Origin of the sequence: Methylobacterium sp. WSM2598, assembly GCF_000379105.1 — a bacterium.
Classification (GTDB): domain Bacteria; phylum Pseudomonadota; class Alphaproteobacteria; order Rhizobiales; family Beijerinckiaceae; genus Methylobacterium.
On record NZ_KB900609.1, the window covers coordinates 501809 to 528756 of the forward strand.

At 73.7% G+C, this 26948-nt stretch carries 28 protein-coding genes; 15 read left to right on the forward strand and 13 right to left on the reverse strand.

Annotated features, from left to right (window positions below; translation table 11 throughout):
* Positions 1-151: 151 nt before the first annotated feature.
* From MET2598_RS0102445 to MET2598_RS0102470, 6 genes are all read left to right on the forward strand, one after another.
* Positions 152-574, forward strand: a complete 423-nt coding sequence (locus MET2598_RS0102445) for a cupin domain-containing protein (RefSeq protein WP_012334260.1) — start codon at positions 152-154, stop codon at positions 572-574.
* 210 nt (positions 575-784) lie between these two features.
* On the forward strand, positions 785-1084 hold the full coding sequence (locus tag MET2598_RS0102450; protein ID WP_012334259.1) for a PilZ domain-containing protein: 300 nt from the start codon (positions 785-787) through the stop codon (positions 1082-1084).
* A 101-nt stretch (positions 1085-1185) separates the two neighbouring features.
* Positions 1186-1920: a tRNA (guanosine(37)-N1)-methyltransferase TrmD gene (gene trmD, locus MET2598_RS0102455; protein ID WP_018259768.1), complete on the forward strand. Its 735-nt coding sequence runs from the start codon at positions 1186-1188 to the stop codon at positions 1918-1920.
* Between the two features lie 172 nt (positions 1921-2092).
* Positions 2093-2434: a PilZ domain-containing protein gene (locus MET2598_RS0102460; protein ID WP_018259769.1), complete on the forward strand. Its 342-nt coding sequence runs from the start codon at positions 2093-2095 to the stop codon at positions 2432-2434.
* A gap of 103 nt (positions 2435-2537) precedes the next feature.
* Positions 2538-3722 (forward strand): ribonuclease D, encoded by a 1185-nt coding sequence (gene rnd / locus MET2598_RS0102465; protein WP_018259770.1) that lies wholly within the window; start codon positions 2538-2540, stop codon positions 3720-3722.
* A complete protein-coding gene (locus tag MET2598_RS0102470) occupies positions 3719-4825 on the forward strand; it encodes an acyltransferase family protein (RefSeq protein WP_018259771.1) in 1107 nt (368 codons plus the stop codon). Before rnd ends, MET2598_RS0102470 begins: the two co-directional genes overlap by 4 nt.
* A 249-nt stretch (positions 4826-5074) precedes the next feature.
* Here MET2598_RS0102470 and argC read toward each other — a convergent pair whose 3' ends face one another.
* The 5 genes from argC to MET2598_RS0102495 all read right to left on the reverse strand — a co-directional run bounded on the left by argC (position 5075) and on the right by MET2598_RS0102495 (position 11596).
* A complete protein-coding gene (gene argC / locus MET2598_RS0102475) occupies positions 5075-6052 on the reverse strand; it encodes an N-acetyl-gamma-glutamyl-phosphate reductase (RefSeq protein ID WP_012334254.1) in 978 nt (325 codons plus the stop codon).
* 589 nt (positions 6053-6641) lie between these two features.
* Positions 6642-7292: a TetR/AcrR family transcriptional regulator gene (locus MET2598_RS0102480; RefSeq protein WP_012334253.1), complete on the reverse strand. Its 651-nt coding sequence runs from the start codon at positions 7290-7292 to the stop codon at positions 6642-6644.
* Positions 7293-7382: 90 nt separating this feature from the next.
* Positions 7383-8723: a cytochrome P450 gene (locus MET2598_RS0102485; protein ID WP_018259772.1), complete on the reverse strand. Its 1341-nt coding sequence runs from the start codon at positions 8721-8723 to the stop codon at positions 7383-7385.
* 39 nt (positions 8724-8762) lie between these two features.
* Positions 8763-9980 carry a phosphopentomutase gene (locus MET2598_RS0102490; RefSeq protein ID WP_018259773.1) on the reverse strand — a complete coding sequence of 406 codons (1218 nt, stop codon included), beginning with the start codon at positions 9978-9980 and terminating at the stop codon, positions 8763-8765.
* Positions 9977-11596 (reverse strand): ABC transporter ATP-binding protein, encoded by a 1620-nt coding sequence (locus MET2598_RS0102495; RefSeq protein WP_018259774.1) that lies wholly within the window; start codon positions 11594-11596, stop codon positions 9977-9979. The genes MET2598_RS0102490 and MET2598_RS0102495 overlap by 4 nt, the downstream gene beginning before the upstream one ends.
* A gap of 140 nt (positions 11597-11736) precedes the next feature.
* On the opposite strand from MET2598_RS0102495, the gene MET2598_RS0102500 reads away from it, so the two are divergent.
* Both MET2598_RS0102500 and MET2598_RS0102505 read left to right on the forward strand, forming a co-directional pair.
* The gene (locus MET2598_RS0102500) at positions 11737-12612 is read left to right on the forward strand and encodes a lytic transglycosylase domain-containing protein (protein ID WP_012334249.1); all 876 of its coding nucleotides are present in this window, start codon (positions 11737-11739) and stop codon (positions 12610-12612) included.
* A 185-nt stretch (positions 12613-12797) separates the two neighbouring features.
* A complete protein-coding gene (locus MET2598_RS0102505; protein ID WP_157182072.1) occupies positions 12798-13118 on the forward strand; it encodes a hypothetical protein in 321 nt (106 codons plus the stop codon).
* Between the two features lie 122 nt (positions 13119-13240).
* Here the strand turns inward: MET2598_RS0102505 and MET2598_RS0102510 are convergent, their stop codons facing one another.
* The 3 genes from MET2598_RS0102510 to MET2598_RS43330 form a co-directional block, all read right to left on the reverse strand.
* Complete coding sequence (locus MET2598_RS0102510; RefSeq protein WP_012334247.1) at positions 13241-13948, reverse strand: hypothetical protein; 708 nt, start codon at positions 13946-13948, stop codon at positions 13241-13243.
* A 61-nt stretch (positions 13949-14009) separates the two neighbouring features.
* The gene (locus tag MET2598_RS0102515; protein ID WP_012334246.1) at positions 14010-14309 is read right to left on the reverse strand and encodes a hypothetical protein; all 300 of its coding nucleotides are present in this window, start codon (positions 14307-14309) and stop codon (positions 14010-14012) included.
* Complete coding sequence (locus MET2598_RS43330) at positions 14306-14434, reverse strand: hypothetical protein (protein ID WP_012334245.1); 129 nt, start codon at positions 14432-14434, stop codon at positions 14306-14308. Before MET2598_RS43330 ends, MET2598_RS0102515 begins: the two co-directional genes overlap by 4 nt.
* A 250-nt stretch (positions 14435-14684) precedes the next feature.
* On the opposite strand from MET2598_RS43330, the gene MET2598_RS0102525 reads away from it, so the two are divergent.
* Complete coding sequence (locus MET2598_RS0102525; RefSeq protein ID WP_018259776.1) at positions 14685-14957, forward strand: DUF3297 family protein; 273 nt, start codon at positions 14685-14687, stop codon at positions 14955-14957.
* On the opposite strand, the gene MET2598_RS0102530 is transcribed toward MET2598_RS0102525, so the two are convergent.
* Both MET2598_RS0102530 and MET2598_RS0102535 read right to left on the reverse strand, forming a co-directional pair.
* Entirely contained in the window at positions 14911-15447 is a 537-nt protein-coding gene (locus MET2598_RS0102530) for a VOC family protein (protein ID WP_012334243.1), read from the reverse strand. The genes MET2598_RS0102525 and MET2598_RS0102530 overlap by 47 nt on opposite strands.
* A gap of 10 nt (positions 15448-15457) precedes the next feature.
* Positions 15458-15856, reverse strand: coding sequence for a DoxX family protein (locus MET2598_RS0102535; RefSeq protein WP_018259777.1), 399 nt, complete (start codon positions 15854-15856; stop codon positions 15458-15460).
* Between the two features lie 151 nt (positions 15857-16007).
* Here MET2598_RS0102535 and MET2598_RS0102540 point away from each other — a divergent pair, with 151 nt between their 5' ends.
* Positions 16008-16922, forward strand: a complete 915-nt coding sequence (locus tag MET2598_RS0102540; RefSeq protein ID WP_018259778.1) for a LysR family transcriptional regulator — start codon at positions 16008-16010, stop codon at positions 16920-16922.
* A 287-nt stretch (positions 16923-17209) separates the two neighbouring features.
* Positions 17210-20002 (forward strand): excinuclease ABC subunit UvrB, encoded by a 2793-nt coding sequence (gene uvrB, locus MET2598_RS0102545; protein WP_018259779.1) that lies wholly within the window; start codon positions 17210-17212, stop codon positions 20000-20002.
* A 162-nt stretch (positions 20003-20164) separates the two neighbouring features.
* Here the strand turns inward: uvrB and MET2598_RS0102550 are convergent, their stop codons facing one another.
* From MET2598_RS0102550 to MET2598_RS0102560, 3 genes are all read right to left on the reverse strand, one after another.
* Positions 20165-20968, reverse strand: coding sequence for an ABC transporter ATP-binding protein (locus MET2598_RS0102550; protein WP_018259780.1), 804 nt, complete (start codon positions 20966-20968; stop codon positions 20165-20167).
* A 5-nt stretch (positions 20969-20973) separates the two neighbouring features.
* Positions 20974-21807, reverse strand: coding sequence for an ABC transporter permease (locus tag MET2598_RS0102555; protein ID WP_018259781.1), 834 nt, complete (start codon positions 21805-21807; stop codon positions 20974-20976).
* Between the two features lie 287 nt (positions 21808-22094).
* Positions 22095-23075, reverse strand: a complete 981-nt coding sequence (locus MET2598_RS0102560; protein WP_012334237.1) for an ABC transporter substrate-binding protein — start codon at positions 23073-23075, stop codon at positions 22095-22097.
* Between the two features lie 146 nt (positions 23076-23221).
* On the opposite strand from MET2598_RS0102560, the gene MET2598_RS0102565 reads away from it, so the two are divergent.
* The 4 genes from MET2598_RS0102565 to MET2598_RS0102580 all read left to right on the forward strand — a co-directional run bounded on the left by MET2598_RS0102565 (position 23222) and on the right by MET2598_RS0102580 (position 26939).
* A complete protein-coding gene (locus MET2598_RS0102565) occupies positions 23222-24178 on the forward strand; it encodes a 3-hydroxyacyl-CoA dehydrogenase NAD-binding domain-containing protein (RefSeq protein WP_018259782.1) in 957 nt (318 codons plus the stop codon).
* Positions 24175-25008: a 3-keto-5-aminohexanoate cleavage protein gene (locus MET2598_RS0102570; protein ID WP_018259783.1), complete on the forward strand. Its 834-nt coding sequence runs from the start codon at positions 24175-24177 to the stop codon at positions 25006-25008. The genes MET2598_RS0102565 and MET2598_RS0102570 overlap by 4 nt, the downstream gene beginning before the upstream one ends.
* 84 nt (positions 25009-25092) lie before the next feature.
* Positions 25093-25464, forward strand: coding sequence for a hypothetical protein (locus tag MET2598_RS0102575; RefSeq protein ID WP_018259784.1), 372 nt, complete (start codon positions 25093-25095; stop codon positions 25462-25464).
* 320 nt (positions 25465-25784) lie between these two features.
* The gene (locus tag MET2598_RS0102580) at positions 25785-26939 is read left to right on the forward strand and encodes an efflux RND transporter periplasmic adaptor subunit (RefSeq protein ID WP_018259785.1); all 1155 of its coding nucleotides are present in this window, start codon (positions 25785-25787) and stop codon (positions 26937-26939) included.
* Positions 26940-26948 lie beyond the last annotated feature (9 nt).

Here is a 26948-nt window from a genome sequence, read left to right on the forward strand (position 1 = left end):
CGATCCAGACCGGAATCTCGGCCCACGATCACGGTCGAGCGGGAGGCGAAGTCGGGCCAATAGTCCGGCCAAGACTTGACGTTGACTGATCATCACGGGACCTTCGGGTCTGCCCCGGCGCGCGAGACCGGGCGACCTGGGAGGACGTCTGATGATGACACGTCGCGGCTTCGGCCGGCTCGCATCCTGCGCGCTCTGCGCGAGCGCCGGGTTCCTGGCCACGGAGGTGGCCGCGCAGACGCAGCCCGGCGTCGGTGCGGGCATCCGGCGCAAGCTCCTGGCGCAGACGGAGGGCCCGGCGCCGGGCTACGTCACGCTGCTGATGGATGTGGAGATCGACGCGGGCACGGTGGTGGGCCGCCACACGCATCCGGGCGTCGAATCCACCTACGTGATCGAGGGCGAGCTGGAGCTGCCGGTCGAGGGCCAGCCGACCCGGCTCGTGCGGGCCGGGGATTCCTTCCAGGTGCCGCCGCACACGCCCCATGCCGGCGGCAAGGCCAGCGACAAGGCCGTGCGGCTCAGCGTCACCTACGTGCTGGAGAAGGGCAAGCCGATCGCCACGCCGGTGTGACCGGCCGCGGCGGGACGGCCGGCGATCGCCGGCCGTCCCCTGTGCCGCAACGGAACAGACCTGTGCCCGCTCCCTCGCGGCGCCGGCCGAGCGCGCGACGATCCGCACGCATCGGTTGTACGTGCCCGCCCCTCCCGGTTCCGCTGCGGCACTCCCGGCGCGGCCGGACACTTGCAGGCGATCGGTCACTCGCCACGATGGAGGAGTGTCTTGATCGACGAGCGCCGCAGATCCCCCCGCACGCCGACCTACCTGCGCGGCCGCATCGGCTACAACCGCGGCGACTGGAGCCTGACCTGCGTGGTGCGCAACCTGTCATTGCAGGGTGCGCTGGTCCACGTGTCGAGCGCGGTGCCGCTCCCGGACGAGGTGGAGCTGGCGGTCGACCGGCTCGACCTGCGCCGGCGCGCCCGGGTCGTGTGGCGGCACGAGGAGCGGGTCGGCCTCGCCCTGGCGCCCGAGCCGGGCGGGGTCGTGATCCCGTTCCCGGGGAGGCGGCGGCCCGGCTGAGCGGGTCGGCCGCCGCGGCGCTCGGTCGACCGACCGCGGCGCTCGGTCGACCGACCGCGGCGCTCGGTTGACCGACCGCGCCGCGCGGGCGATCAGGCCCCATGACGACCCTGATGTCGGCCCCCATCTCGACCCCGATCCCCTGGCGCGCGACGGTCCTGACGCTCTTCCCGGAGATGTTCCCGGGCCCTCTCGGCCTGTCGCTCTCGGGCGACGCGCTCGCCCGGGGCGCCTGGGCGATCGAGGCGCGCAACATCCGCGACCACGGCCTCGGCCGGCATCGGGCGGTCGACGACACGCCGGCCGGGGGCGGGGCCGGCATGGTCCTGCGCTGCGACGTCCTCGCCGCCGCGATCGATGCCGCCGCCCCTCCGGGCGACGCCCGCCCCCGCCTCCTGATGAGCCCGCGCGGAGTGCCCCTCACCCAGGCCCGGGTGCGGGCGCTGAGCGAGGGGCCCGGCCTCGTCGCCGTGTGCGGGCGCTTCGAGGGCGTCGACGAGCGCGTGATCGCGGCCCGCGGGCTGGAGGAGGTCTCGATCGGCGATTACGTGCTCTCGGGAGGCGAACTCGCGGCCCTCGTGCTGATCGACGCCTGCGTGCGGCTGCTGCCCGGGGTCATGGGCAAGGCCGCCTCCGGTACGGAGGAGAGTTTCGAGGGCGGGCTGCTCGAATATCCCCACTACACGCGCCCGCGCGCCTGGGAGGGCCGCACGATTCCCGAGGTGCTGACCGGCGGCAATCACGCGGCGATCGCCCGCTGGCGCGCCGAGGAGGCACTCCGGCTCACCCGGGCCCGCCGCCCCGACCTGCTGACCGAGGGACGCCCGAAGGGCTGACCGGTCCAACCGCGCCTCGTCCCATTACGTCAGCGGGGGACATCAGCCGGGATGCTTAACGGAGAACTTGCGCATTCGCGCGCCTTCTCGTTTCATGTCGGAACCTTTTCCTGAGAGCTGGTCTTCGCTGGCGACGAGGACCACCCTCGAACGGGGAGTGGAGCGGACGGCGATGAGGCAGCGGCGCGCGAATCCCCGCATCCCGACCTTCATGGGCGGGCGGATCCGCCTGCCCGGCGGAACCGGCGTGACCTGCGTGGTGCGCAACATCTCGGCGGGCGGCGCGCTCCTCGACGTCTCGAACGCGGCCGTGCTGCCGGAGCAGGTCGACCTCTGGGTCGAGCAGATCGGGCTGGAGCGCCGCGTCCGGATCGTCTGGCGCAAGGACGGCCGGGTCGGCGTCGCCTTCGTGGACGACGCGCCCACCCCGTTCCTGTCCCGCGGGGCGACGCAGGCGGCCGGCCCGAGCGAGGCGGATCGCCGCACGGCATCGCCCCCGCGCGAGGAGCCGTGAGGAGGCCGCGCGAGCCCGGCCCGCACCGCCCGGGCGCCCCCATCCACCGGACCGCGGCGGGGCGTCTCGCCCTTCCGCGCGGCCTCCATTATAGCGGCACTTCATGAAGCTGATCACCTCGACGGACGATCTCACGTCCGCCTGCGCGCATCTCTCGACGCAACCCTTCGTGACCGTCGACACGGAGTTCATGCGCGAGACGACCTACTACCCGAAGCTCTGCCTGATTCAGATCGCGGCGCCGGACGGGACGACGGCCCTCGTCGACCCGCTGGCGCCCGGCATCGACCTCGCGCCCTTCTTCGCAGTGATGGGCGACGAGGGGGTGCTCAAGGTCTTCCACTCGGCCCGGCAGGACCTGGAGATCATCTGGCTCCAGGGCGGGCTCCTGCCCCAGCCCTTCTTCGACACGCAGGTCGCCGCCATGGTCTGCGGCTACGGCGATTCGGTCTCCTACGAGCAGCTCGTCAACGACGTCGCCAAGGCGAAGGTCGACAAGTCCTCGCGCTTCACCGACTGGTCGCGCCGCCCCCTCTCGGAGGCGCAGCTGACCTACGCCCTCTCGGACGTCACGCATCTGATCAAGGTCTACGAGGCGCTGGCGCGCCAGCTCCTCGCCAGCGACCGCGGGGCGTGGCTCGACGAGGAGATGGCGGTGCTCACCTCGCCCGAGACCTACGAGGCCGACCCCGCCCAGGCGTGGCGCCGGCTGGCCGGGCGCATGCGCAAGCCCCGCGAGATCGCGGTGCTGATGGAGGTGGCGGCCTGGCGCGAGCGCGAGGCGCAGGGCCGCAACGTGCCGCGCGGGCGCATCCTCAAGGATGAGGCCGTGCTCGACGTCGCGACCGCCGCCCCCCGCAGCATCGAGGCGCTCGGGCGGCTGCGCACCATCCCGACGGGGTTCGAGCGCTCCCGCACCGGCACCGAGATCCTGGCGGCGGTCGAGCGCGGCCTCGCCCGCGACCTCGCCACCGTCCCGATGCCCGAGCGCGGGCGGCCGCGCGGCGGCGGCAACGGGGCCCTGGTCGAGCTCCTCAAGGTGCTGCTCAAGGCGGTCTGCGAGGAGGAGAGGGTGGCGCCCAAGATCATCGCCACGGTCGACGAGCTCGAAGCGCTCGCGGACGACGACGCGGCCCCGGTCCCGGTCCTCAGCGGCTGGCGGCGCCAGCTCTTCGGCGAGAAGGCGCTCGCCCTCAAGGCCGGGCGGCTCGCGCTCTCGGCCGAGGGCGGCCGCGTGGTGGTGCGCGCCCTCGGCGGGGCGCGGGCCGAGCGGGAACCGGTCGAGTGACGGACGGCCGGCGGGCCAACAATCTCGGGCTGCTGCGCCTCCTGCTCGCGGGGCTGGTGGTGGTGTCCCACTCGCCCGAGCTGATCGACGGCGACCGCTCGCGCGAGATCCTGACCCGGCTCACCGGCACCCTGTCCTTCGGGGAGGTCGCGGTGGACGGCTTCTTCGTGCTGAGCGGCTACCTGATCACGCGCAGCTGGCTCACCTCCGCCTCGGGCGCGTCGTACCTCGCCAAGCGGGTGCTGCGGATCTATCCGGGCTACCTCGTCGCCTCGCTCGCCTGCATCGGGATCGTCGCGCCGCTGGCGGGCGGCGACCTCGCGGCGCTGCGGATCCCGGACGCGCTCGGGCGCCTGCTGCTCCTCGGCACGCCGGCGGTGCCGCGCGCCTTCGAGGGCCTGCCCTACCCCTACCTCAATGGCGCGGCCTGGACGATCGTCTACGAGTTCGCCTGCTACCTTTTGGTCGCCGGCCTCGGCTGCTGCGGGCTGCTCCGGCCGGACCGCCGCTTCCTCGCCGGGATGGCGCTCCTCGCCGGGCTCTGCCTGCTCGTCTGGCACCCGGCCCTGGCCTCCGGCAGCCCGCTCCTGTTCAAGCTGAAGCACGGGCTGCGCTTCGCCCTGATCTTCGCCTGCGGCAGCGCCTTCTTCCTGCTCGGCGAGCGCATCCGCTTCTCGGCGGGGCGGGCCGCCCTCGCCGCGCTGCTGCTCGCGGGATTGCTGGGCCGGCCGGGCCTCGCCGAGCCCGCCTTCGTGGTCCTGGGCGGCTTCCTGCTGCTCTGGTTCGCCTTCGCGGTGCCGCCGCTGCGGATCGGGCGCTTCACGCAGCGGACGGACCTCTCCTACGGGGTCTACCTCTATGCCTGGCCGCTCCAGAACCTGATCGTGGCGCAGGATCGCGGCGTCGCGCCCTGGCTGGTGACGGTCGCCGCCCTGACGGGGGCGGGGCTGCTGGCGTGGCTCAGCTGGCACCTCGTCGAGCGCCCCGCCCTGGCGCGCCGGGACGTGCTCGCCCGCCTCTTCGCCCGGATCGCCGCGAGTGCGGGCCGGCTCGCCGGTGCCGGGCGGGGTGCGGGGGCGGGGGACTCGCTCCCGCCGCGGTGAGCGGCGGTCGCTCGGTCGAAGACCCGCTCGGATCCAGGCACCGACACGGCTGTCTCCCTCTGCGCCGTCGCGCTCGTGGCCCGTATCGTGCGCGGATCTGATGGAAACTCCGAGTTCGTTTGTGCTTGGCGCAGGGATCTGTCGCAGGTGCCGGCCGTGCGTCAGGGGCAATACGCAACCAGCTTGATCATCATGAGCTCGGCTTGCGCCCCGTAGCGGATCGACAAGCTGCCCGCAGGCCCGCCTTCGTCATGGCCAAACAGGTAGGCCGTCCAGCCCCGCGGTTTCCGGCAGGCCGCAGATCAGGTTTGCATTCTGCACCGCTTGGCCGGCCGCTCCCTTGCCGAGATTGTCGACCACGCCCATCGCGATCACCAGGTTGCGCTCCGGGTCGGCCGCATAGCTGACGAACGCGAGGTTCGAGCCGGTGGCCCATTTGGTCTGCGGCGGCTTGTCGGTGACGCGGACGAACGCCCGCCCGGCGTAGAAGCGCCGGGCCGCGTCCAAGCACTCGCCCGTGCTGGCGCGGCCGCGGCAATACATGGTGGCGAGGACGCCGCGGGTCATCGGCACCAAGTGTGGCGTGAACACCAGCCCTGCCGCGCTGCCGCCGCTCAGCCGCTCGATCGTCTTGGCGATCTCGGGCATGTGGACGTGCTTGAGCAGCCCGTAGGGCACCACGGTCTCGTTGGTTTCCGCGTAGCCGAACTTGCTGTCGGCGCCGCCCCGGCCCGCGCCGGAGATGCCGGTCTTGGCGTCGATCACGATGTTGTCAGGCTCGATCAGCCTCTCGGCCAGCAGCGGCGCCAGCGCGCTCAGCGTCGCCGCGGGGAAGCAGCCGGGATTGGCAACGCGGATCCGACCCTCGATCTCGGCTGGCCAGACATCGGCCAGGCCGTACGCCCAACCCTCGACGTAGCGGTGGTCGCCGCCGATGTCGACGATCCTCACGTCCTCGGGGACGCGCGCCAGCGCCTCGGCCGAGGCGCCCGTGGGCAGCGACGCGAACAGCAGGTCGAGCTTCGGCAGGGTCACGGGGTCCCACTTCTCGATCACCAGGTCGGCCAGCTTGGCCGGCACACCGGGGAAGCGGTCCACCAGACGGCTGCCGGCACTGCCCTCGCCTGCGGCGTAGATGAGCTCGAAAGAGGGGTGGCTCGCGACCAGGCGCATCGCCTCGCCGCCGCCAAAACCGCTGATCCCGACGATGCCGACGCGAATGCTCATGGTGGAGTCCTTCTGGGGTTCGGGCAAAAGAAAACCCCCGAAGCCGAGGGCTGCGGGGGTTCGGGAACGGGGACCGGCCGCTCCGGCGGGTGGGACCTACGGTGAGGCAGTCACCACGCGGAAGGACGCTGATCGACGCGCAGCCCGAAGAGCCACCGCTTGGGGGCAGCGGCGTCGGCGTCGGTCACAGAGGGTCTGGTTCCTGGGCATGTCCTGCGACCCTGTCGTTGGCCACCGTCATCGTCAAGCGGAATGTCCGCGTCCCACCCGTCGCGGCTTCCGCGCCGCGCCTAATCAGTCGCACGCCGGCAGGAGCAAGGCTGCGGCTTCCTCCGAGTCCGAGACGTCCGCGCAGGGCGGCCAGTCCGGGCTGCCGCGCTGCCCCAGCCGGTTCACCCAGATGCCCCGCACAGGGGCATCGGGAAGCCCTCGGTGGCTGGCACGCGGCAACGCGAGGCGAAGCGGCGCCCGCGCGCATCCCGAGGGCGTCCGCCTCCCGCCATCGCGGCGCCTGCGAAGCCGGACCGATCGGGTCTCGAACGACGTCAGGAAACTTCCACAACCAATTGCCGACGCTGGTGTGTCTCTCCTAGCGCGGCCCGGCGCCCGCCCGCCCGCCGGCGGCCCCGTGCACGAGGGCGAGCACGCCCGCGCGCAGGAGATCGTACTTGCTCGGCAGGCCCGGCCCGGAGGGCAGCCGCCCGGCCGCGGCCAGCATCGCGATGCCGTGGGACAGCGCCCAGACTTCGAGCGCGATGAAGCGGGGATCGACGCCGGAGAACCCGTCCGGGAAGGTGGTGCGCAGGGCCTCGACCAGGAGCCCGAAGGCGTCCGTCTCGCGCAGCGGCCGCGGCGGGCCGCTCTCCTGCGCGGCGAGCGGCCGCGCCTCGAAGATGGCCGCGTAGTAGCCGGGCTCCTCCTCGGCGAAGGCGAGGTAGGCCTCTCCCATCCGGGTGAAGCGCTCGAGCGGCGTGCCGGGGCCGCGCAGGGCCCGGCCGAGCCGCGCGGCGAGTTCGCGGAAGCCCCGCTCGGCCACCTCCTCCAGCAGGGCCTCGCGCCCGCGGAAGTGCCGGTAGAGGGCGGCCGGCGAGACCCCGACCAGGCGGGCGGCGTCGACCAGCGTGAAGCCGCCGATGCCCCGCTCGGCGATGAAGCGGCGCGCCGCCTCGATCAGCGCCTCCTTGAGGTTGCCGTGATGGTAGCCGCGCCGGTCGGACGGGCCACTGCTCCAGGGTCGCACCGAAACTGAACTCCACGCCGCCGCCGGGACGCAGCCGGATCCTTAGCTCATCTCCCACCGCACCGGTAAAGTTTCGGCTGCGCGGCAGGCTCAGCGGCGCGCGAGCCGGAAGGGCGGCGCGTGGTCGGGCCGCACCGTCACGGTCGCCACCGGCAGGATCGGGCGCGCGCCGTCGAGGGAGAGCGCGAGCGTCGCCTCGGCCAGGGCGAGCTGCGCCCCGATGCAGACCTGCGGCCCCGCCCCGAAGGGCAGGTAGACGAAGCGGTCCGGCTCCTCGCCCGGCCGGAGGAACCGCTCGGGGTCGAAGGCGTCGGCCCGCGGCCACCAGCGCGGGTTGCGGTGCATGACCCAGGTCGGGATCATCACGGTGGTGCCGGCCGGGATCGCGGCGCCGCAGACCGCCCCGTCCCGGACCGCGCGCCGGGCGATCATGTAGGCGGGCGGGTAGAGGCGCAGCGCCTCCTGCACCACCGCCCGGGCCAGGGCGAGCCTCGGCAGGGCGGCGGCGGCCCCCGCCTCGCCGAGGTCGAGGCCGCGCGCCTCCGCGGCCAGCGCCTCCTGCACGGCAGGGGCGCGGGCGAGCAGGGTCGCGGCCCAGAACAGGGTCGAGGCCGTGGTCTCGTGCCCGGCCACGATCATGGTGCCGACCTCGTCGGCGAGCAGCCCGTCCGGCTCCTCGCCGTGGGCCTCGGCCAGGAGGTCGAACAGGTCGCGTGGCCCCTGTCCCGCCACCTGGGCCCGGCGGACCGCGATCAGCTCGGCGATCAGCGCGCGCCAGCGGCGCCGAAAAAACCAGCGCCGCGGCGCGGCCGGGGTCGGCCAGCCGGGCGGCACCAGGAAGTCGCTCACCCGGGGCCGGCCGAGCCCGCCGAGATAGGCCGAGACCATGGCGCGGATCCGCGCCTCGTAGGGGCCGGCCTCCAGGGAGAACATCGAGGAGGCCGCGATGTCGAGACTGAGCCGCTGCATCTCGGCGTGGAGATCGACCGGGCCGCCCCGGGCGGCGTCGAGCCGGCGCAGGCAGGCGGCGGTGGCGCGGGCGATGTGCCGCGCCATCAGCGGCACCGTGCGCGGCGTGAAGGCCGGGGCCAGGACCCGGCGCTGGCGGCGCCACGCCTCGCCCTCGGCCGTGACGAGGCCGCGCCCCGCCACCGGGCCGAGCACCCGGATCCCGGCCGGGAGCCGGGCGAAGTCCGATCCCTGCGCGACCAGGACGTGGCGCACCGCCTCCGGCACGCAGAGCAGCACCACCCGCCCGCCCCCGGGCAGGCGCAGGGTCACGGTCGGCTCGGTGAGGCAGGCGCCCGGGAAGGCGTCCAGGGTGTTGCGGCGGAAGGCGGAGAGCAGCCGCAGCCAGTCGACCCGCTCGGCGAGCGGCGGCATCGGCGGCGCGTAGAGGTCCGCCCGTTCCAGAACCGCGCCCGACGTCATCCCGTCCATCCTCGTCCGCGGGGCCGTCACAGCCAAACGTCACAGCCAGGAGCGGCCGGCGGGGAGCGCCAGGCCGAGATGCGCCGCAACCGTCGCGCCGATATCCGCCAGCCCCTCGCGCCGCCCGATCGGGCCCGGGCGCTGCTCCGGCCCGAAGGCCAGGACCGGCACCTGCTCGCGGGTGTGATCGGTCCCGGTCCAGGTCGGGTCGTTGCCGTGGTCGGCGGTGACGACGCAGAGGTCGCCCGGCCGCAGGGCGGCGCGGATCTCCGGCAGGCGGGCGTCGAAGCGCTCCAGCGCCGCCGCGTAGCCCGGCACGTCGCGCCGGTGCCCGTACTCGGTGTCGAAATCGACGAGGTTCGCGAAGACGAGGCCGCCCGGGCCGAGATCCGCGAAGGCCGCCAGGGCGGCGTCGAGGCAGGCGTCGTTGCCGGCCGGCTTGACCTCGGTCCCGGTGTGCCGGTGGGCGAAGATGTCGCCGATCTTGCCGACGCTCACCAGGGGCCGGCCCGCGGCGGCGAGCCGGTCGAGGAGGGTGTCGCCGGGGGGCGGCGTGGCGAAGTCGCGCCGGTTCGCCGTCCGCACGAAGCCCGTCCCCGCGCTGCCGGCGAAGGGGCGCGCGATCACGCGGCCGATCCGGTAGGGGTCGCAGAGGCGGCGGGCGACGCCGCACAGGGCGTAGAGGCGCTCGAGTCCGAACGCCTCCTCGTGCGCGGCGATCTGGAAGACGCTGTCCACGGAGGTGTAGCAGATCGGCTTGCCGCTCCGCAGGTGCTCGGCCCCGTATGCCTCGATGACGGCGGTGCCGGAGGCGTGGCAATCGCCCAGGATGCCGGGCAGGTTCCCCTCCTCGATGAGGGCGCGGGTGAGGTCGGGCGGGAAGCTCGGCCGCGTCGCCGGGAAGCGGCCCCAGTCGAAATCGACGGGCGCCCCCGCGATCTCCCAGTGGCCCGACACCGTATCCTTGCCGCGGGCAGTCTCCACGGCGTGCCCCCAGGCGCCCGCCACCGGCCCGTCGGGCGCGAGGCCGGGCGGCATCCGGACGCTCGCCTCCCGCGCCGCGAGCCCGAGGCCGAGCCCCGCGAGGTGGGGCAGCCGGAGCGGTCCCGCGCGCAGGCCGGGCCGGTCGCCCCGTCCCTCGGCGCAGGCCTCGGCGATGTGGCCGAGCGTGTCGGCGCCCTCGTCCCCGTAGGCGGCGCCGTCCGGAGCGCCGCCGATCCCGACGGAATCGAGCACGATGACGAGGGCGCGGGTCACTCGCGCACCGCGCCGGCGGGAGCGGCCGCGAGGTCGAAGGCGGCGGCGAACAGGGCGCGGGTATAGGCGGTCCGCGGGGCGGTGAAGATCGCCTCGGCCTCGCCCTCCTCCACCACCTGCCCGTTCTGCATCACCACCACCCGGTTCGCGAGCGCCCGCACGACCTTGAGGTCGTGGCTGATGAACAGGTAGCCGAGACCGCGCCGGCGCTGAAGCTCCCGCAGCAGCGTCACGATCTGCGCCTGCACCGACATGTCGAGGGCGGAGGTCGGCTCGTCGAGGACGACGAAGCGCGGATCGAGCGCCATGGCCCGGGCGATGGCGATGCGCTGGCGCTGGCCGCCGGAGAATTCGTGCGGGTAGCGGTCCATGGCGGCCGGGTCGAGCCCGACATCCTCCAGGGCCCGGGCCACGATGCGCCGCCGCTCGGCGGCGCCGCGGCCGGCCTTCTGCACCAGCAGCCCCTCCTCGACGATCTCGGCCACCGACATGCGCGGCGAGAGCGAGCCGTAGGGATCCTGGAACACCACCTGCATCTCGCGGCGCAGGGGCCGCATCGCCCCCTGCGCGAGCCCGTCGAGGCGGCGGCCCAGATAGACGATCGGCCCGTCGGAGCCGATGAGCCGCAGGAGCGCGAGGCCGAGCGTGGTCTTCCCCGAGCCCGATTCGCCCACGACCCCGACCGTCTCGCCCGCCCGCACCCGGACCGAGACCCCGTCCACCGCCTTCACGTGGCCGACCGTGCGGCGCAGCAGCCCCTGGCGGATCGGGAACCAGACCCGGATCGGCCCGGCCTCGACCAGCGTCTCGGCGGATGCCGCCACCGGGTTGCCCCGCCCCCTCGGCTCCGCGGCGAGCAGGCGGCGGGTGTAGTCGTGCTGCGGATCGGCGAAGACCCGCGCCACCTCGCCCCGCTCGACGATCCGGCCCTGGAACATCACGCAGACCCGGTCCGCGACCCGGCGGACCACCCCGAGATCGTGGGTGATGAACAGCATCGCCATGCCGAGCCGGGCCTTGAGGTCGGCCAGCAGCGCCAGGATCTGAGCCTGGACGGTGACGTCGAGCGCCGTCGTCGGCTCGTCCGCGATCAGCAGGTCGGGCTCGCAGGCGAGCGCCATGGCGATCATCACCCGCTGGCGCTGGCCGCCGGACAATTCGTGCGGGTAGGCGGTGAGGCGGGATTCCGCGTCGCGGATCCCGACGAGGTCGAGGAGTTCGAGCACCCGCGCCCGCACGCCCGCCTCCGGCACCTTGCGGTGCAGCCGCAGCACCTCGCCGATCTGGTCGAGGATGCGGTGGAGCGGGTTGAGGGAGGTCATCGGCTCCTGGAACACCATGGTGATGTCGGCGCCGCGGACCGCCCGCATCTCGGCCTCGCGCAGGGCGAGGAGGTCGCGGCCCTTGAACAGGATGCGCCCCTCGGGCGTCGCGCCGTCGAGGAGCCGCAGCACGCTGAGCGCCGTCACCGACTTGCCGGAGCCGGATTCGCCCACCAGCGCGAGTGTCTCGCCGGGCTGGATCTCGAACGAGACCCGGTCGACCGCGCGGGTCTCCCGCCCGCCCTGGCGGAAGGCGACGGACAGGTCCTGGACGGAGAGGAGCGGAGCTGACATCGCCTCTCGGGTGCGGAGGGTGGGGAGGCCCTTGTGGGGCACGGGGCGGGCCCCGTAACCTGCGACACTCTGCTGCCCGAGGCCAGTCGTCCCGGCGATTCCCGACTCGCGGATCCGCCGCGCCGCGCTACAACGGCGCCGTGACCCGCGCCCTCCTCCTCTGCCTGATCCTCCCCTGGCTGCTCCTCCCGGCCCTCGCCCCGCGCCCGGCCGCGGCGCAGCCGGCCGGGGCCGCCACCGAATCCGTCGAGCAGGCGCTGTGCCGCCTGATCGAGGGCGCCGCCCAGGCGCAATCCCTGCCGGTCGCCTTCCTGACGCGGCTGATCTGGCGGGAGAGCAGCTTCCGGCCGGGCGTGGTCAGCCCGGCCGGCGCGCAGGGCGTGGCGCAGTTCATGCCCGGCACCGCCGCCGAGCGCGGCCTCGCCGACCCCTTCGACCCCGAGCAGGCGATCCCGCACGCGGCGCGCCTGCTCTCGGACCTGCGCCGCCGCTTCGGCAATCTCGGCCTGGCGGCGGCGGCCTACAATGGCGGGCCCGGCCGGGTCTCGTCCTGGCTCGCCGGCAGCGGAGGCCTGCCGGGCGAGACCCGCTCCTACGTCTCGGCCATCACCGGCCGCACCGCCGAGGATTGGGCGGCGGAGGCCAAAGCGGACGCCAAGGGAGACCTCACCGAGCCGCCCGGCACGCGCTGCCTCCAGGTGACGGCCGCCCTGCGGATCCGCGGCCGCACCGAGACCTACTTCGCCGACAGCACGCCGTCGCTCGCGCCCTGGGGCATCCAGCTCGCCGGCAACTTCTCCAAGGCCGCCGCCCTCGCGGCCTTCGGCCGCGCCCGCGCCCTCTACGCCTCGGTCCTGGGCGAGGTCCGCCCGATGGTGATCGGGACGCGCTTCCGCAGCCGCGGCACGCGCGCCTTCTACCGGATCCGGGTGCCGGCGGAGACCCGCCAGGCGGCGGAGGGGCTGTGCAACCGGATCCGCGGGATCGGCGGCGCCTGCCTGGTGCTCAAGACCTGACCCTCGCCCGGATCCCGGCGTGCTCCACCGCCGGGAGGCCGCCGGAGAGCGTCCCCCTGCCGCGGGGCGCACGCGCCGCGGTGAACGAAGCCCGCTCCGTTGCGTTGAGAGCGATCATCGGCCGACACCCTGGGCGCCGGTGGCTGAGAGACCGCGCGCTCCCGCCTGTGTCGCGGGAGGCCGCCTTGGCCAAGGATCTCCTTGAGGACCTGCTGGATCGCGCCGCCAGGGCGATCGGCCACAGCAGGCGGCTCCACGCGGAGGCCGAGCGCCTGCGCCGGGACTGCTTCGAACTCACGCGGCACTTCACCGCGCAGGTGGTGGGGATGCGGCTCGACATCGTCGCGGCGCGCGGGCGGGCCGCAGGTCTCGCGGGCCGGCGCGTCCCCGCCGACCTCGCGCTCCGGCCCGACGCTCCGGAGCCCGGGCGGCACGGCGAGGGCCCGGGCCGGGAGCGCACCGCGACCGGCCCGCCCGCCACGCCGAGGCTGCGCGCCCTGACCTGATCCCGCGGGCCCGCGCCGGCCACTTGAACGGGCCCGCGATGGCGAGCCAGCGCTTCGCCCGTCGGGGGCCCGACCTGCCGCGGGAATTCGGCGCGGAACCGGCCGGCTCCCGCGGAGCCGGCTCAGACCGCCCCGGCCCGCGCCGCCGCCATCCGGTCGCGGGCGACCTCGACCGGCAGCGCCGGCGCCTGCCGGCCGATCCCGAGCGCCTCGTCCAGGATCGCCACCGCCTCCGCCCAGGAATCGGGGGAGAACAGGGCGGCGGCCTCCGCGGCGTCCGCGGCCGAGCGGGCGTCGATCTCGGCCGCGAAGGTGGCGGCCCGGCAGGCCGCCGCCGCCCGCGCGCCGCGGACCCAGATCCCGCCGCGCGCCGCCGCATCCGCGACCGCGCCCGCCGCCCAGGCCCCCGCCCGCGCGGCGGGCACGGCGCCGGCGAGGTCCGCCGCCGCCCGGCAGGCCGCGGCGTGACGGTCGAGCCCGACCTGCTCCAGCACCGGCGGCAGCAGGCGGCGCACCGTCTGCACGGTCAGGTGATGCGTGCGGGCCGCCTCGACCGCGACGGTGTCGGCCGAGCCGGCGAGGCGCAGCACGAAGGCCATCAGCCGCGGTCGCTCGGCATCCGGCATCGCATCGTTGAGGCCGAGCGCGTAGGAAGCGAGCGGGCGGGAGAAGCAGGGCGGGCAATCGGCCGAGGAGCGGATGGCCCGGTAGGGCAGCCCGGCCGCCACCATGGCGGCCTCGTTGATGCAGGTACCGCCGTCCGGCCCCGGGAAGGCGTGCGAGCCCGGCAGCAGCCGCCAGCGAAGGATGTGGTCGAACGCGCCGCGCATGAGACCTCCGGTGCGGACGTCCCGAAGCTGACACGGTTCGCGGCCCGGGGCGAGCCCGATCTCAGGCTGTCCCGGCCGCCGGCAGCGCCGCCAGGTCCGGCAGCGCCCCCTCGGCGGGGGCGCCGGCCAGGGCGGCTTCGAGCCGGACCAAGTCCTCCTCCGCGTCCGGCCGCCAGCCGCAGCCGCAGACGGGCCGGTCGCCGTGCAGCGCGGCCACCTGCCGGTAGAGGTCGCCGACCGCGCCGGCCGCCGCCTCCAGGGCCGCCATCGGCGGCATCGGGTTGCGCTCCAGGGTCTGCCAGAAGGCCCGGGCGAGGGCCCGCGCCACCAGCTCCCGCGCCGGGAGGTCCCGCCCGCTCACCGCCCCGCCCTCCCCGGCCCGTCGCCGAGGCGGTCGACGACGTGGTCGAGGCGCAGGCGCGGCACCGGCCAGCCCTCCCGCAGCAACCCGAGACATCCCTGGATCAGGCTCAAGGCACGCACCATCGCGGGCTCCCTCGCGGCGCCGACAATCAAGAAGACCGGCGCGTCCGCGCGACGCGGACGTCAGGGCCGGCAGCGAAGGAATGCGATGATTTACAGGCCGAAGCAAGTGCCGATACGAAGATTGGATTGTTTCAATATTTGAGTTTTTCTATACTGAAGGAACCGGCCGGCGCGGGCGGCGGCGGGAGGTTGGCAGGGCGGGCCGGAGCCGGTAGGGAGCGCCCGCCGACAGCCGAGAAGGCCCTCACCGATGACCGACACCCCTCCGGACCGCCTCTGCACCGATCCGCGCAGCCCCTTCCACGACGCCGACGCCCTCGAGCGCGGGGTGGGCGTGCGCGTCAAGGGCGTGGAGAAGACCAACGTCGAGGAATATTGCGTGAGCGAGGGCTGGGTGCGCCTCGCCGCCGGCAATGCCCGCGACCGGTTCGGCAACCCGATGACGATCAAGCTGAAGGGGCCGGTCGAGCCCTATTTCAGGGGGCCGCGGCGCCAGGAGGGCTCGCCCCCGGCCGAGGGCTGAGCGCGCGCAGGGACGCGAGGTCGAGCCGCGCCGTGGTCATCCGCAGCATCCCGGCGGAGTCCCGGGGCCACTCGGCCTCGGGCCGGTCCCAGTAGAGTTCGAGCCCGTTCCGGTCCGGATCGTCGAGGTAGAGCGCCTGGCTCACGCCGTGGTCGCTGGCCCCGGTGAGCGGGATGCCCGCCGCCTCGAGCCGGGCGAGCGCGTCCGCCAGCGCGACCCGGCTCGGGTACAGGATCGCGGCGTGGTAGAGGCCGGTCGTGCCCGGAGCCGGCCGGGGGCCGCCCCGGCTCTCCCAGGTGTTGAGCCCGATATGGTGGTGGTAGCCGCCCGCCGACACGAAGGCGGCCTGGTGGCCGTAGCGCTGCATGAGCCCGAAGCCGAGCACGCCGCAGTAGAAGGCCAGCGCCCGGTCGAGGTCGGCGACCTTGAGGTGCACGTGCCCGATGCGGGTGCCGGGATCGATCGGCGCGGGAGTGAGGGTCTCGCCCATCGGGTCGGCCTCACGCCTCGCGGGTGACCGCGTAGCGGCCGTTGCCCAGCAGCGCCTGGACCACCAGGGCGACGGCCCAGAAGGCGACGAATTCCCAGCCGCCGCCCGGGTTCTGGGCGAGGAAGCCGTTGGCGGCATGCACCGTGACGATGGCGCCGAGGAGGATCGGCAGCAGGGCCAGGGCGACCCAGCGGGCGTAGAGGCCGAGGATGAGCGCGAGGCCGCCGAGCACCTCGGCGGCGATCCCCGCGTAGGCGAGGGCCGCCGGAAGGCCGAGCTTGCCGAAGAAGGCCGCCGTGCCGGCCGGCGTGAAGACCAGGAGCTTCACGCCGGCATGGGCGAGGAAGAGGCCGCCGAGGGAGACGCGCAGGAGCAGTGCGGCGTAGGGGCTGGTTCGGGTCGCGGTCATGCGGGCAGGTCCGGTTGGGGGAAGTCCGGTTGGGGTGAGGTCCGACGGGAGGCAGCCCGTACGCGGTGGCAGGATCACTACCCCTGTTCCGACCCGGGGATAATCCGCTATTCCGGCCATTCAGCTCATCCTGGCAGAGTGAGGCGGGACCGTGCTCGATCGCGTCACCGGCATGCAGGTCTTCGTCCGGGTCGCGGGCCTCGGCAGCTTCGCGGCGGCCGGCCGGTCGCTCGGCCTGTCGCAGACCGGGGTCACCAAGCACGTGACGGCCCTGGAGGAGCGGCTCGGCACCCGCCTCCTCCACCGCAGCACCCGGCGCCTGACCCTGACCGAGGCCGGGCGCGGCTACCTGGAGGCCTGCGAGCGCATCCTGGCGGAGATCACCGAGGCCGAGGCCGCGGCGCGGGCCGAGGCGCTGGAGCCGACCGGCACGCTGCGCCTCAACGTGCCGCTCTCCTTCGGGGTACGGGAGATCGCGCCCGCCCTGGCGGCGTTCACGGCGGCGCACCCGGCCCTGCAGGTCGATCTCGGCCTCAGCGACCGCGCGGTGGACCTGATCGAGGAGGGCTGGGACATGGCGGTGCGGATCGGGTACCTGCGCGATTCGGCCCTGGTCTCCCGCTTCCTGGCGCCGTGCCGGCTGCTCCTCTGCGCCGCGCCGGATTACCTCGCGGCGCGGGGCCGGCCGCGCCGGCCGGAGGATCTCGGCCGGCACAATTGCCTCGGCTACACGCTGGCGAGCAGCGGCGGCTGGCGCTTCGGCGGCCGCGCCTACGCGGTGACGGGCAACCTGCGTGCCTCGAACGGCGACGCGCTGGTGGCCGCCGCCGTGGCGGGCCAGGGCCTGATCTACCAGCCGAGCTTCATCGTGGGGGACGCCCTGCGCGCGGGGCGCCTCGTCGCCCTCGACCTCGGGGCCCCGCCCTCCGTCCTGCCGATCCATGCCCTGGTGCCGCCGGGCCGGCGCCAGCCCGCGAAGGTGCGGGCCTGCGTGGCGTTCCTGGCGGACCGGTTCACGGGCGAGCCCGTCTGGGACAGGGGGCTGCCGGAGCCCGTGGCGCCCTGAGCAGAGTGGCCCCGCGCCACTCTGGCCGGCTCTCGATCTTGCATCATTCTCGCCGCCGAACCGGTGGCCACTTCGGCGAGTGATGCTTGGTCGTGCATCATTGTTTCCGCCGAACCGTGACCACTTCGGCGAATGATGCTTGTTCCTGCATCATTCTTTCCGCCGAACCGTGACCACTTCGGCGAATGATGCTGAGGCGCCCCGCCTCCCCGCCCCGCCTCCGCCCGGCGCGCGATGCCGCGGCGAGCCGCCTTTCTCCCCGGGCCGATCGGCTCCATATTCCGCCCATGCCCGCCCCGAAGAAACCGCGCCCGTCCTCGGCCAAGGCGTCGAAGCCCGAACTGAAGCCGCTGGATCCCTTCCTCGCCGAATTGCTGAACCCGGCCCTCAACCGCGAGCGGCTGCCCGCGCCGGAGCCGCAGGCGGCGCCGGAGCCCGGGCCGCGCCGGCGCGGGCGGCCCCGGAAGGCCGAGCCCGGATTCGGCGAGGCGCCGCAGGCCGCCTTCGCGCACGGCGCAGGAGCGCCGCCGCGCGGCGCCGCGCCGGCGCGCGGCACCGTGACGGACGTCGATCCGGCCCTCGCCAAGTCCCTCGGCCTGCGCACCCCCGACGACGGGCCGGACCTCGCCGAGGAGCCGGGCGCCTCGCTCGCCGCGGCCGGGGTCTCGGCCACGGTCGACGCGCTCACCAAGCTCCTCACCGAGGGCAACCCGCTGTTCAAGGACGGCAAGCCCTGGGTGCCGCACCGGCCGGAGCGGCCGCAGAAATCCGAGGGCGGCGTTGCCTTCCGGCTGAAATCCGATTTCAGCCCGGCCGGCGACCAGCCCAAGGCCATCGCCGACCTCGTCGAGGGCGTGCGGCGCAGCGAGCGCGACCAGGTGCTGCTCGGCGTCACCGGCTCCGGCAAGACCTTCACGATGGCCAAGGTCATCGAGGAGACCCAGCGCCCCGCCCTCATCCTGGCCCCGAACAAGACGCTCGCCGCCCAGCTCTACGGCGAGTTCAAGGCCTTCTTCCCCGACAACGCGGTCGAGTACTTCGTCTCGTACTACGATTATTATCAGCCCGAAGCCTACGTGCCGCGCTCCGACACCTTCATCGAGAAGGAATCGTCGATCAACGAGCAGATCGACCGGATGCGCCACTCGGCCACGCGGGCGCTGCTGGAGCGCGACGACGTCATCATCGTCGCCTCGGTCTCCTGCATCTACGGCATCGGCTCGGTGGAGACCTACACGGCGATGTCGTTCACGGTGACGCTGGGCGAGCGCATCGAGCAGCGCCAGCTCATCGCCGACCTCGTGGCCCTGCAGTACAAGCGGATCCAGTCCGACTTCGCCCGCGGGACCTTCCGGGTGCGCGGCGACGTGATCGAGCTCTGGCCGGCCCACCTGGAGGATCGCGGCTGGCGCATCGGCCTGTTCGGCGACGAGGTCGAGGCGATCACGGAATTCGACCCGCTCACCGGCAAGACCATCAACCCGCTGAAATTCGTCAAGATCTACGCCAACAGCCACTACGTGACGCCGCGCCCGACCCTCCAGCAGGCGGTCAAGGGCATCAAGGACGAGCTGAAGTGGCGGGTCGAGGAGCTGACCCGGATGGGCCGGCTGATCGAGGCGCAGCGGCTGGAGCAGCGCTGCACCTTCGACCTGGAGATGATCGAGGCGACGGGCGCCTGCAACGGCATCGAGAACTACTCGCGCTACCTGACGGGCCGCAAGCCGGGCGAGCCGCCCCCGACCCTGTTCGAGTACCTGCCCGACAACGCCCTCGTCTTCACGGACGAGAGCCACGTCACGATCTCGCAGATCGGCGGCATGTACCGGGGCGACTTCCGCCGCAAGGCGACCCTCGCCGAGTACGGGTTCCGCCTGCCCTCCTGCCTCGACAACCGGCCGCTGCGCTTCGAGGAATGGGACGCGATGCGGCCGCAATCGGTCCACGTCTCGGCGACGCCGGCCAAGTGGGAGATGGAGCAGACCGGCGGCGTCTTCGTCGAGCAGGTCATCCGCCCGACCGGCCTCGTCGACCCGGAGGTGATCATCCGCCCGGCCCGCTCCCAGGTGGACGACCTGCTCGGGGAGGTGAAGGAGGTCGCCGCCGCGGGCTACCGGACCCTGGTCACCACGCTCACCAAGCGCATGGCCGAGGACCTGACCGAGTACCTGCACGAGAACGGGGTGCGGGTGCGCTACATGCACTCGGACATCGACACGCTGGAGCGGATCGAGATCATCCGCGACCTGCGGCTCGGCGCCTTCGACGTGCTGATCGGCATCAACCTGCTGCGCGAGGGGCTCGACATCCCGGAATGCGCGCTGGTCGCGATCCTGGACGCGGACAAGGAGGGGTTCCTGCGCTCCGAGACCTCGCTGATCCAGACGATCGGCCGCGCGGCCCGCAACGCGGAGGGGCGGGTGATCCTCTACGCGGACCAGCGCACCGGCTCGATGGACCGGGCCATCGCCGAGACCGAGCGGCGCCGGGCCAAGCAGCTCGCCTACAATGCCGAGCACGGCATCACGCCCCAGAGCGTGAAGCGCAACATCGCCGACATCCTGGAGAGCGTCTTCGAGCGCGACCACGTCCAGGTGGACACGGGACTGGCCAAGGGCGGCGTCACGGTCGGCCACAACCTCAAGGCCGTGATGGCGGATCTGGAGAAGCGCATGCGCGCGGCCGCCGCCGACCTCGACTTCGAGGAGGCGGCGCGGCTGCGCGACGAGCTCAAGCGGCTCCAGGCGACGGAACTCGCCATCGCGGAGGACCCGCTGGCCCGCCAGGGGGCGGTGGAGGACCAGGCCGGGCGCTACGGCGAGAAGGGCGGGCGGCGCCGCTACGGCCGCAACGCCGACCTGCCGCCGGGCACCGGCGGGGCGGAGGAGCCGCTCGGGTCCGGGCCGCTGGGCAAGGGCGTGTCGGACGAGGGCACCCGCATCCGCAAGCCGACCCTCGACGAGATGGGGCCGGGGACCGACCGGGAGATCCCGATCTTCACCGAGCGGCCGGCGGCGCGCTCGACGCAGGGCTTCCCGGGGCAGCGGCCGAAATACAAGGGCCGCAAGGGGCGGGGCTGATCCGACATCCGACGGATTGCGTCGCCCTCTCCCATTTCGGCCATGCGGAGGTCGGCGTCGCTCAGGCGCCGCGCGGGCTCGCGATCCGGGATCTGCTTGGATCAACCGGATCCCGGATCGTCCGCTGTCCGGACGTGATCCTCCGGACAGCGGATGAGGCGCTCAGTCCACCGCCGCCCCGCTCAGCTCGGCCTGGGTGAAGCGCTGCTGCTCCTCCATGACCAGCCCGGCGAGGTCGCGCTTGAGGGCGTTGAACTCCGCCGAGGCGGTGTCGCGCGGGCGCGCCAGCGGCACCGCGATGTCGCGCTTCAGGCGCCCCGGCCGGTAGGTCAGCACCAGGATCCGATCGGCGAGGTAGATCGCCTCCTCGATCGAGTGGGTCACGAACACGATCGTCTTGCGGTACTCGGCCCAGATCCGCAGCAACTCGTCCTGCAGGGTGCGGCGGGTCAGCGCGTCGAGGGCGCCGAAGGGCTCGTCCATCAGCATCACGGGCGGGTCGAGGGCGAGAATCCGCGCGATGGCGACGCGCTGGCGCATGCCGCCCGACAGGTCCTTGGGGAAGCGGCCCAGGAACTCGGACAGGCCGAGCGTGCGGGCGATGCGCGCCGCCGCCGCCTCCGCCTCTCCCCGCCCCACGCCCTTGATGTCGAGGCCGAAGCGGATGTTCTGGGCCACCGTCATCCAGGGGAACAGGGCGTATTCCTGAAAGACCATGCCGCGGTCCGGCCCGGGCTCGGCCACCGGCCGCCCGCCGACCCGGATGGAGCCGCCGGTGAGCGGCGCGAATCCCGCGATGGCGTTGAGGAGCGTGGACTTGCCGCAGCCCGAGGGCCCGAGCAGGCACACGAACTCCCCCTCCGGAACGTGGGCGGTGACGCCCTCCAGCGCCACCACGGCGTGGTCGCCGGCCCCGAACACCTTCGAGGCCCGGTCGATCGCGATCTCGGCGGAATCCCGGCTCATCCGTGTCAGCGCTCCAGGCCGCGGTGCCAGCGCAGCAGGTGGTCGTTGAGCCGCGACATCGCGGCGTCGATCAGCAGGCCCAGCAGGCCGATCGTCAGCATCCCGCCGATGATCTTGTCCGACCACATGTATTCGCGCGCCTCCAGGATCCGGTAGCCGAGCCCGTCCGAGACCGCGATCATCTCGGCGACGATCACCACGATGAAGGCTGTGCCGATGCCGATCCGCATGCCGGCGAGCACGAAGGGGCTCGCGGCCGGCAGGATCACCCGGCGAAACAGGGTCCAGGGCCCGGCGCCGAGGTTGCGGGCCGCCCGGATGTAGATCGAGTCGACCTGCCGCACGCCCGCGATCGTGTTGACGAGGACCGGGAAGAAGGTGCCGAGCGCGATCAGGAACAGGGCCGGCGGGTTGCCGAGGCCGAACCACACGATGGCGAGCGGGATGTAGGCGATCGGCGGGATCGGCCGCAGGATCTGGAGGAGCGGGTTCACGAGGCCGTAGAGCCGGTCGCTCGTGCCCATCAGCAGCCCGACCGGCAGGGCGAGCCCGACCCCGATGGCGAAGCCGGCGACGACCCGGCCGAGGCTCGCCACCGCGTCGTGGGGCAGTTCGCCCGAGAGCAGCCACTCGCCGTAGCTCTGGCTCTGCGGGTCGTAGGGCAGCGCGGGAACCAGGCTCTGGACCCAGCGCGCCGCGACCGCGCTCGGGGGCGGCAGCACCACGGCGGAGAACAGGCCGGCGCGGCTGGCGAGTTCCCAGAGGATCAGCAGGCCGACGGGCAGGAGCGCGCCGCGCAGGGCCGAGAGACGGGTCGCGAAGGAGGTGCGGGGGGTCATGCCGAGGCCGTTCCGTCGATGCCGTGACGCCGCGCAGAACTGCCCCAGGCACTTCCGCGCAGTCCCTTGCTTCTCGCATCATCTCCGCCGCCGAACCGGTGACCGCCTTGGCGGAGGCTGCCGAGGGCCCGGCATTCGCCGGGACGTCGGTTCGGAGCGTCAGTTGATCTGATACGCTGTCCGGAAGTGATCGTCCGGACAGCGTCTGACAAGCCCGCGCGGCGCGTGAGCGAAGCCGACCTCCGCATGGCGACTCAATCCGTCGGATTTCGGATGAGTTGGTGGTCCTAATTGGTCTTGGCGCCCAGCTCCGCCTTGGCCTTCTCCAGAAGGTCGAGCTTCACCCACTCCGCGTCGCTCTTCGGCGGGCTCACCATCTTGCCGAGCCCGTACTTGTGCATCAGGTCGGCCGTGACCTGCATGTGGCCGGCCGGGATGTCGTACGTGAAGGCCGCGTTCGTCATGGCGTCCTTGTAGTCCTGGGACGAGAGCTGTCCCTTGAAGACCTGCTCGCGCACGTACTTCTCGGCGAGGTCCGGCTTCTCGATGAAGGTCTTGGTCGCCTCGACGAAGACCTTGAGCACCCGGGCCGCCACGTCCGGCTTCTCGGCATACATCTTCTCGGTCATGACGAGCGGCCGGTAGGGAATGCCGACCGGGGTGTCGTAGGGCTTGACGATCTCGGTGCCCCAGCCGGCCGAGATCGCCTGCGTCGATTGCGGCTCGCTCTGGCAGATCACGTCGACGTATTTCTGGGCGAGAGCCTGATTCAGGTCGGCGTAGTTGTTGAAGTAGATCAGCTGCACGTCCTTGCCGGGCCGGTCGGACCAGGTCAGGCCGTTCTTCTCCAGTTCGGCGAGCAGCATCAGGTCCTGCGTGCCGCCCCGAACGGTGGCGACCTTCTTGCCCTTGATGTCCGCGAGGGTCTTGGCGCCGAGGTCCGGCCGGCCGAGGATGCGCACCCCGCCATTGGCGAAGCCCGCCACGACCAGCAGCTTCACGCCGTTGCCGCGCGCCGCCACCGCCCCGTCGGCGCCGGAGGCCGAGATGTCGATCTGGTCGACCGCCATCGCCGGGTAGATGTCGGCGCCCTTGGCGAAGACCTTCTCGTCGATGCGGATTCCGTATTTGGGCGCGATCTCCTTCATGTAGGAGATGGCGCCGTAATGGGCGAATTTCAGGTTGCCGAGGCGGACCACGTCCTCGGCGGAGGCGGGTCCGGCCCAGGCCGCGATGAACGCGGCGAGGGCCGCGAGGCGTGTCAGCATGCGTCTCTCCCGGTCGGGTCTGGCCGGGCTCTCGGGGTCCCGGCTCGTTGGCCGCGGATACTGGACAAAGGTCGAGCCGGCTGGAAGACGGATACTGCGCGGGGGCCTAAGACTTTAGACTCGCGGATGGCGGGAGGAGGCGGAGCGTGTCGGAGAGCCCGGAGAGCGTGCGGCGCGTCGCCGTGATCGGCTGCGGTACCGTGGGGGCGAGCTGGGCGGCCCTGTTCCTCGCCCACGGCCTCGACGTGGCGGCGACGGACCCGGCGCCGGGCGCCGAGGCGCGGCTCCTCGCCTTCGTGGCGGGCGCGCGGGCGCAGCTCGCCGGGTTCGGCCTGCGCGGCGCGGGCCGCCTGGACTTCCGCGCCTCGGCGGCGGAGGCCCTCGACGGCGCGGATTTCGTGCAGGAGAACGCGCCCGAGAGCGAGGCGCTGAAGCGCCCGCTCCTCGCCGAGATCGACCGCCTGCTGCCGCCGCGCGTGCTGGTGGCGAGCAGCACCTCGGCGCTCCTGCGCAGCGCCATCGTGGCCGATTGCGCCCGGCCCGAGCGCGTCCTCGTCGCGCATCCGTTCAACCCGCCCCACCTCGTGCCGCTGGTCGAGATCGTGGCCGGGAGCGAGGCGGCGGCCGCCCGCGCCGCCGGCTTCTACCGCGGCCTCGGGCGCCGGCCCGTGATCCTGCGCCGCGAGATGCCGGGCCACATCGCCAACCGCCTCACCGCGGCGCTCTACCGGGAGGCGGTCAACCTCGTCGCCGAGGGGGTGGCGAGCGTGGCGGATATCGACGCCGCGCTCTGCCACGGGCCGGGCCTGCGCTGGGCCGCGATGGGGCCGCACATGACCTACCACCTGGGCGGCGGTCCGGGCGGCATCGCCCATTACCTCGCCCATCTCGGCCCGAGCCAGGAGCGGCGCTGGGCCTCGCTCGGCCGGCCCGCGCTGACGCCGGAGGTGCGGGCCGCGATCGTGGCGGGCGTCGCCGAGGAGGCGGCCGGCCTCTCGGTGGCGGAGCTGGAGGCCCGGCGGGACCGGGCGCTGATCGAGATCCTGAAGGCGCGGGTGACGGTGGTCCCGGAGCCCGCCGACGCTCCGGAGGACCACGCGTGACCAAGCCCCTGATCATCGCGGTCGCCCCCAACGGCGCCCGCCTCGCCAAGAGCGATCACCCGGCCCTGCCCCTGGCGCCGCGGGAGGTCGGGCTCGAAGCCGCCCGCTGCCGGGAGGCCGGGGCGGCGATGATCCACCTGCACGTGCGCGACGCGGAGGATCGCCACACGCTCGACCTCGACCGCTACCGCGAGGCCATCGCGGCGGTGCGCCGGGAGGCCGGCCCCGAGATGATCGTCCAGGTGACGACGGAGGCGGTCGGCCTCTACGCGCCGGCCGAGCAGATGGCGGCGATCGCCGCCCTGCGGCCCGAGGCCTTCTCGGTGGCGGTGCGCGAACTCTTCGCGGAGCCGGACGACGAGGCCGCCGCCGCGTCCTTCCTGGCCGGGCAGGCCCGGGCGGGCACGCTGGTGCAGCACATCCTGTACGATGCGGGCGACGTCACGCGCTTCCAGGGCCTGGTCGCCCGCGGCCTGATCCCGCTCCAGCGCGCGAGCGTGCTCTTCGTGCTCGGCCGCTACAGCACCGGCCAGCGCTCGCAACCCTCCGACCTGCTGCCCTTCCTGGCGGCCTGGAATTCCGGCCACCACCTCGACCTGCCCTGGGCGCTGTGCGCCTTCGGGCGGCGGGAGGCGGCCTGCCTGATCGCGGCGGCCTGCCTCGGCGGCGACGTCCGGGTCGGGTTCGAGAACAATCTCTGGCGGCCGGACGGCAGCCTCGCCCCGGACAACGCCGCCCAGGTCGCGGCCCTGGCGGCGCTCGCCCGCGGCCTCGGGATCGAGGTGGCGGGCCCGGCGGTCGCCCGGACCCTGCTGGCGGCGCGGCGCTGAACCGGGGAGCGCCGCCCCACCCTCGACAGAATGTCGCGGGAGGCTTGCGGCACTGCACCACGCCCCCCACTGTGAAGCTCCGTGATGACGCGCCTCGCTCCCCTCCTGCGGTGCTGCGCGGCGGCCCTCCTGGGCCTCGCCGCCCTGCTGCTCGCCGCATCGACGGCCTCGGCGGCCCCGGTCGGGGGCGGCCCGGTGATGCGCGCCGTCACTCCGGAGATGATCGACGCGAGCCTTCACGCCGATCTCTCCGCCCACGCGCTGCGCTGCATCGCGAGCGTCTCGGCCCCGGCCGAGCCGATCCGCCCCAGCGACGACGGCGCCCAGGGCGCGAGCCCGGTCGCGACCGCGGCGCCGGGCGCGACCGCCTCCACGGTGATCCTGCCGCCCCGCGACCTCGGATCCCGGCCGCCCGCCCGCGCGGCGCGGCTCGACAGGCCCCCGAAGACCGCCTGACCGGCCGCGACCGCGCGGCCCCGGGCGCCTGATCCGGGATCCGCTTGATCGAAGCGGCTCCCGGATCACGAGCCTGCGCGGCGCCTGAGCGCGGCGCCTGAGCGAAGCCGACATCCGCATTGCGACGCAATCAACCGGATGTCGGATGACGCGCCGCGGCGCTCCCCCTTCCCGATCCCCACCCGACGATCGCCGCCGGCCGCCTCCCCGCGCCGGCCAGGCCTCGGCCCGCGCCCGCGGGCCGGGCCGCTCGCCTCATCGCCATCGCCGCGTCGCCGGGGCCGGAGAGCCTCGCCGCGCGCAGGAGTTCGCTGCCCGTGATGCACCGCCTCGCCCTCGTCACCGCCGCCGCCCTCCTCCTCGGCGCCTGCAAGCCCGCGCAGCAGAATGCTGCCGCGCCGGCGGAGGCCCCGCCGTCGGAGGTCGGCATCGTGACCGTCCGCAATCAGCCGATCCCGTTCGAGCGCGACCTGCCCGGCCGCGTCGCGCCGACCCGCATCGCCGAGGTCCGCGCCCGCGTCTCCGGCCTCGTGATCACCCGCGCCTTCCAGCAGGGCAGCCAGGTCAAGGAGGGCGACCTCCTCTACAAGATCGACCCCGCGCCCTACCGGGTCGAGCTCGACAGCGCCGAGGCGACGCTCGCCCGCGCCGAGGCCGCCCTGGTGCTCGCCCGCCAGCAGGCCGAGCGGCTGGAGACCCTGCTGTCGCGCCAGACCGCGAGCCAGGCGCAGTACGACGCCGCCTACGCGGCCCAGAAGCAGGCCGAGGCGGAGGTCGCCGGCGCCAGGGCGGCGCGCGACCGCGCCAAGCTCAACCTGAACTGGACCGACGTGCGCGCCCCGATCTCCGGCCGCATCGGCCGCGCCCTCGTCACCGAGGGCGCCCTGATCGAGCAGGGCAGCGCCACCAACCTCGCGACGATCCAGCAGCTCGACCCGATCTACGTCGACATCACGCAGTCGGTGAGCGAGCTCAACAAGCTGCGCCGCGACCTCGCGAGCGGGGAACTGGCGAGCGTCGCCCCCGACGTCGCCACCGTGCGCCTGATCATGGACGACGGCTCGCTCTACCCGGAGCCCGGCCGGCTGCTGTTCTCGGACGTGACCGCCGACCCGAGCACCGGCCAGGTCACGCTGCGCGTCGAGATCCCCAACCCCCGCAACGAGCTCTTCCCGGGCATGTACGTCCGCGCGCGCATCCGCCAGGGCATCGACGCGGACGCGATCGCGGTGCCCCAGCAGGCGGTCCACCGCTCCAACGACGGCCGGGCGGAGGTCTGGCTCGTGGGCGAGAACGACAAGGTCATGCTCCACCCGGTCGAGGTCGGGCCCGTGGTCGAGGGCCAGTGGGTGATCCGCGAGGGCCTGAAGGCCGGCGACCGCGTCGTCACCGAGGGCTTCCAGAAGATCGTGGCCGGAACCGTGGTGAAGCCGGTGCCGTGGCAGACCGCCGCGGCCGGCGCCGGGCGCCGCTGAGGGGGCGCG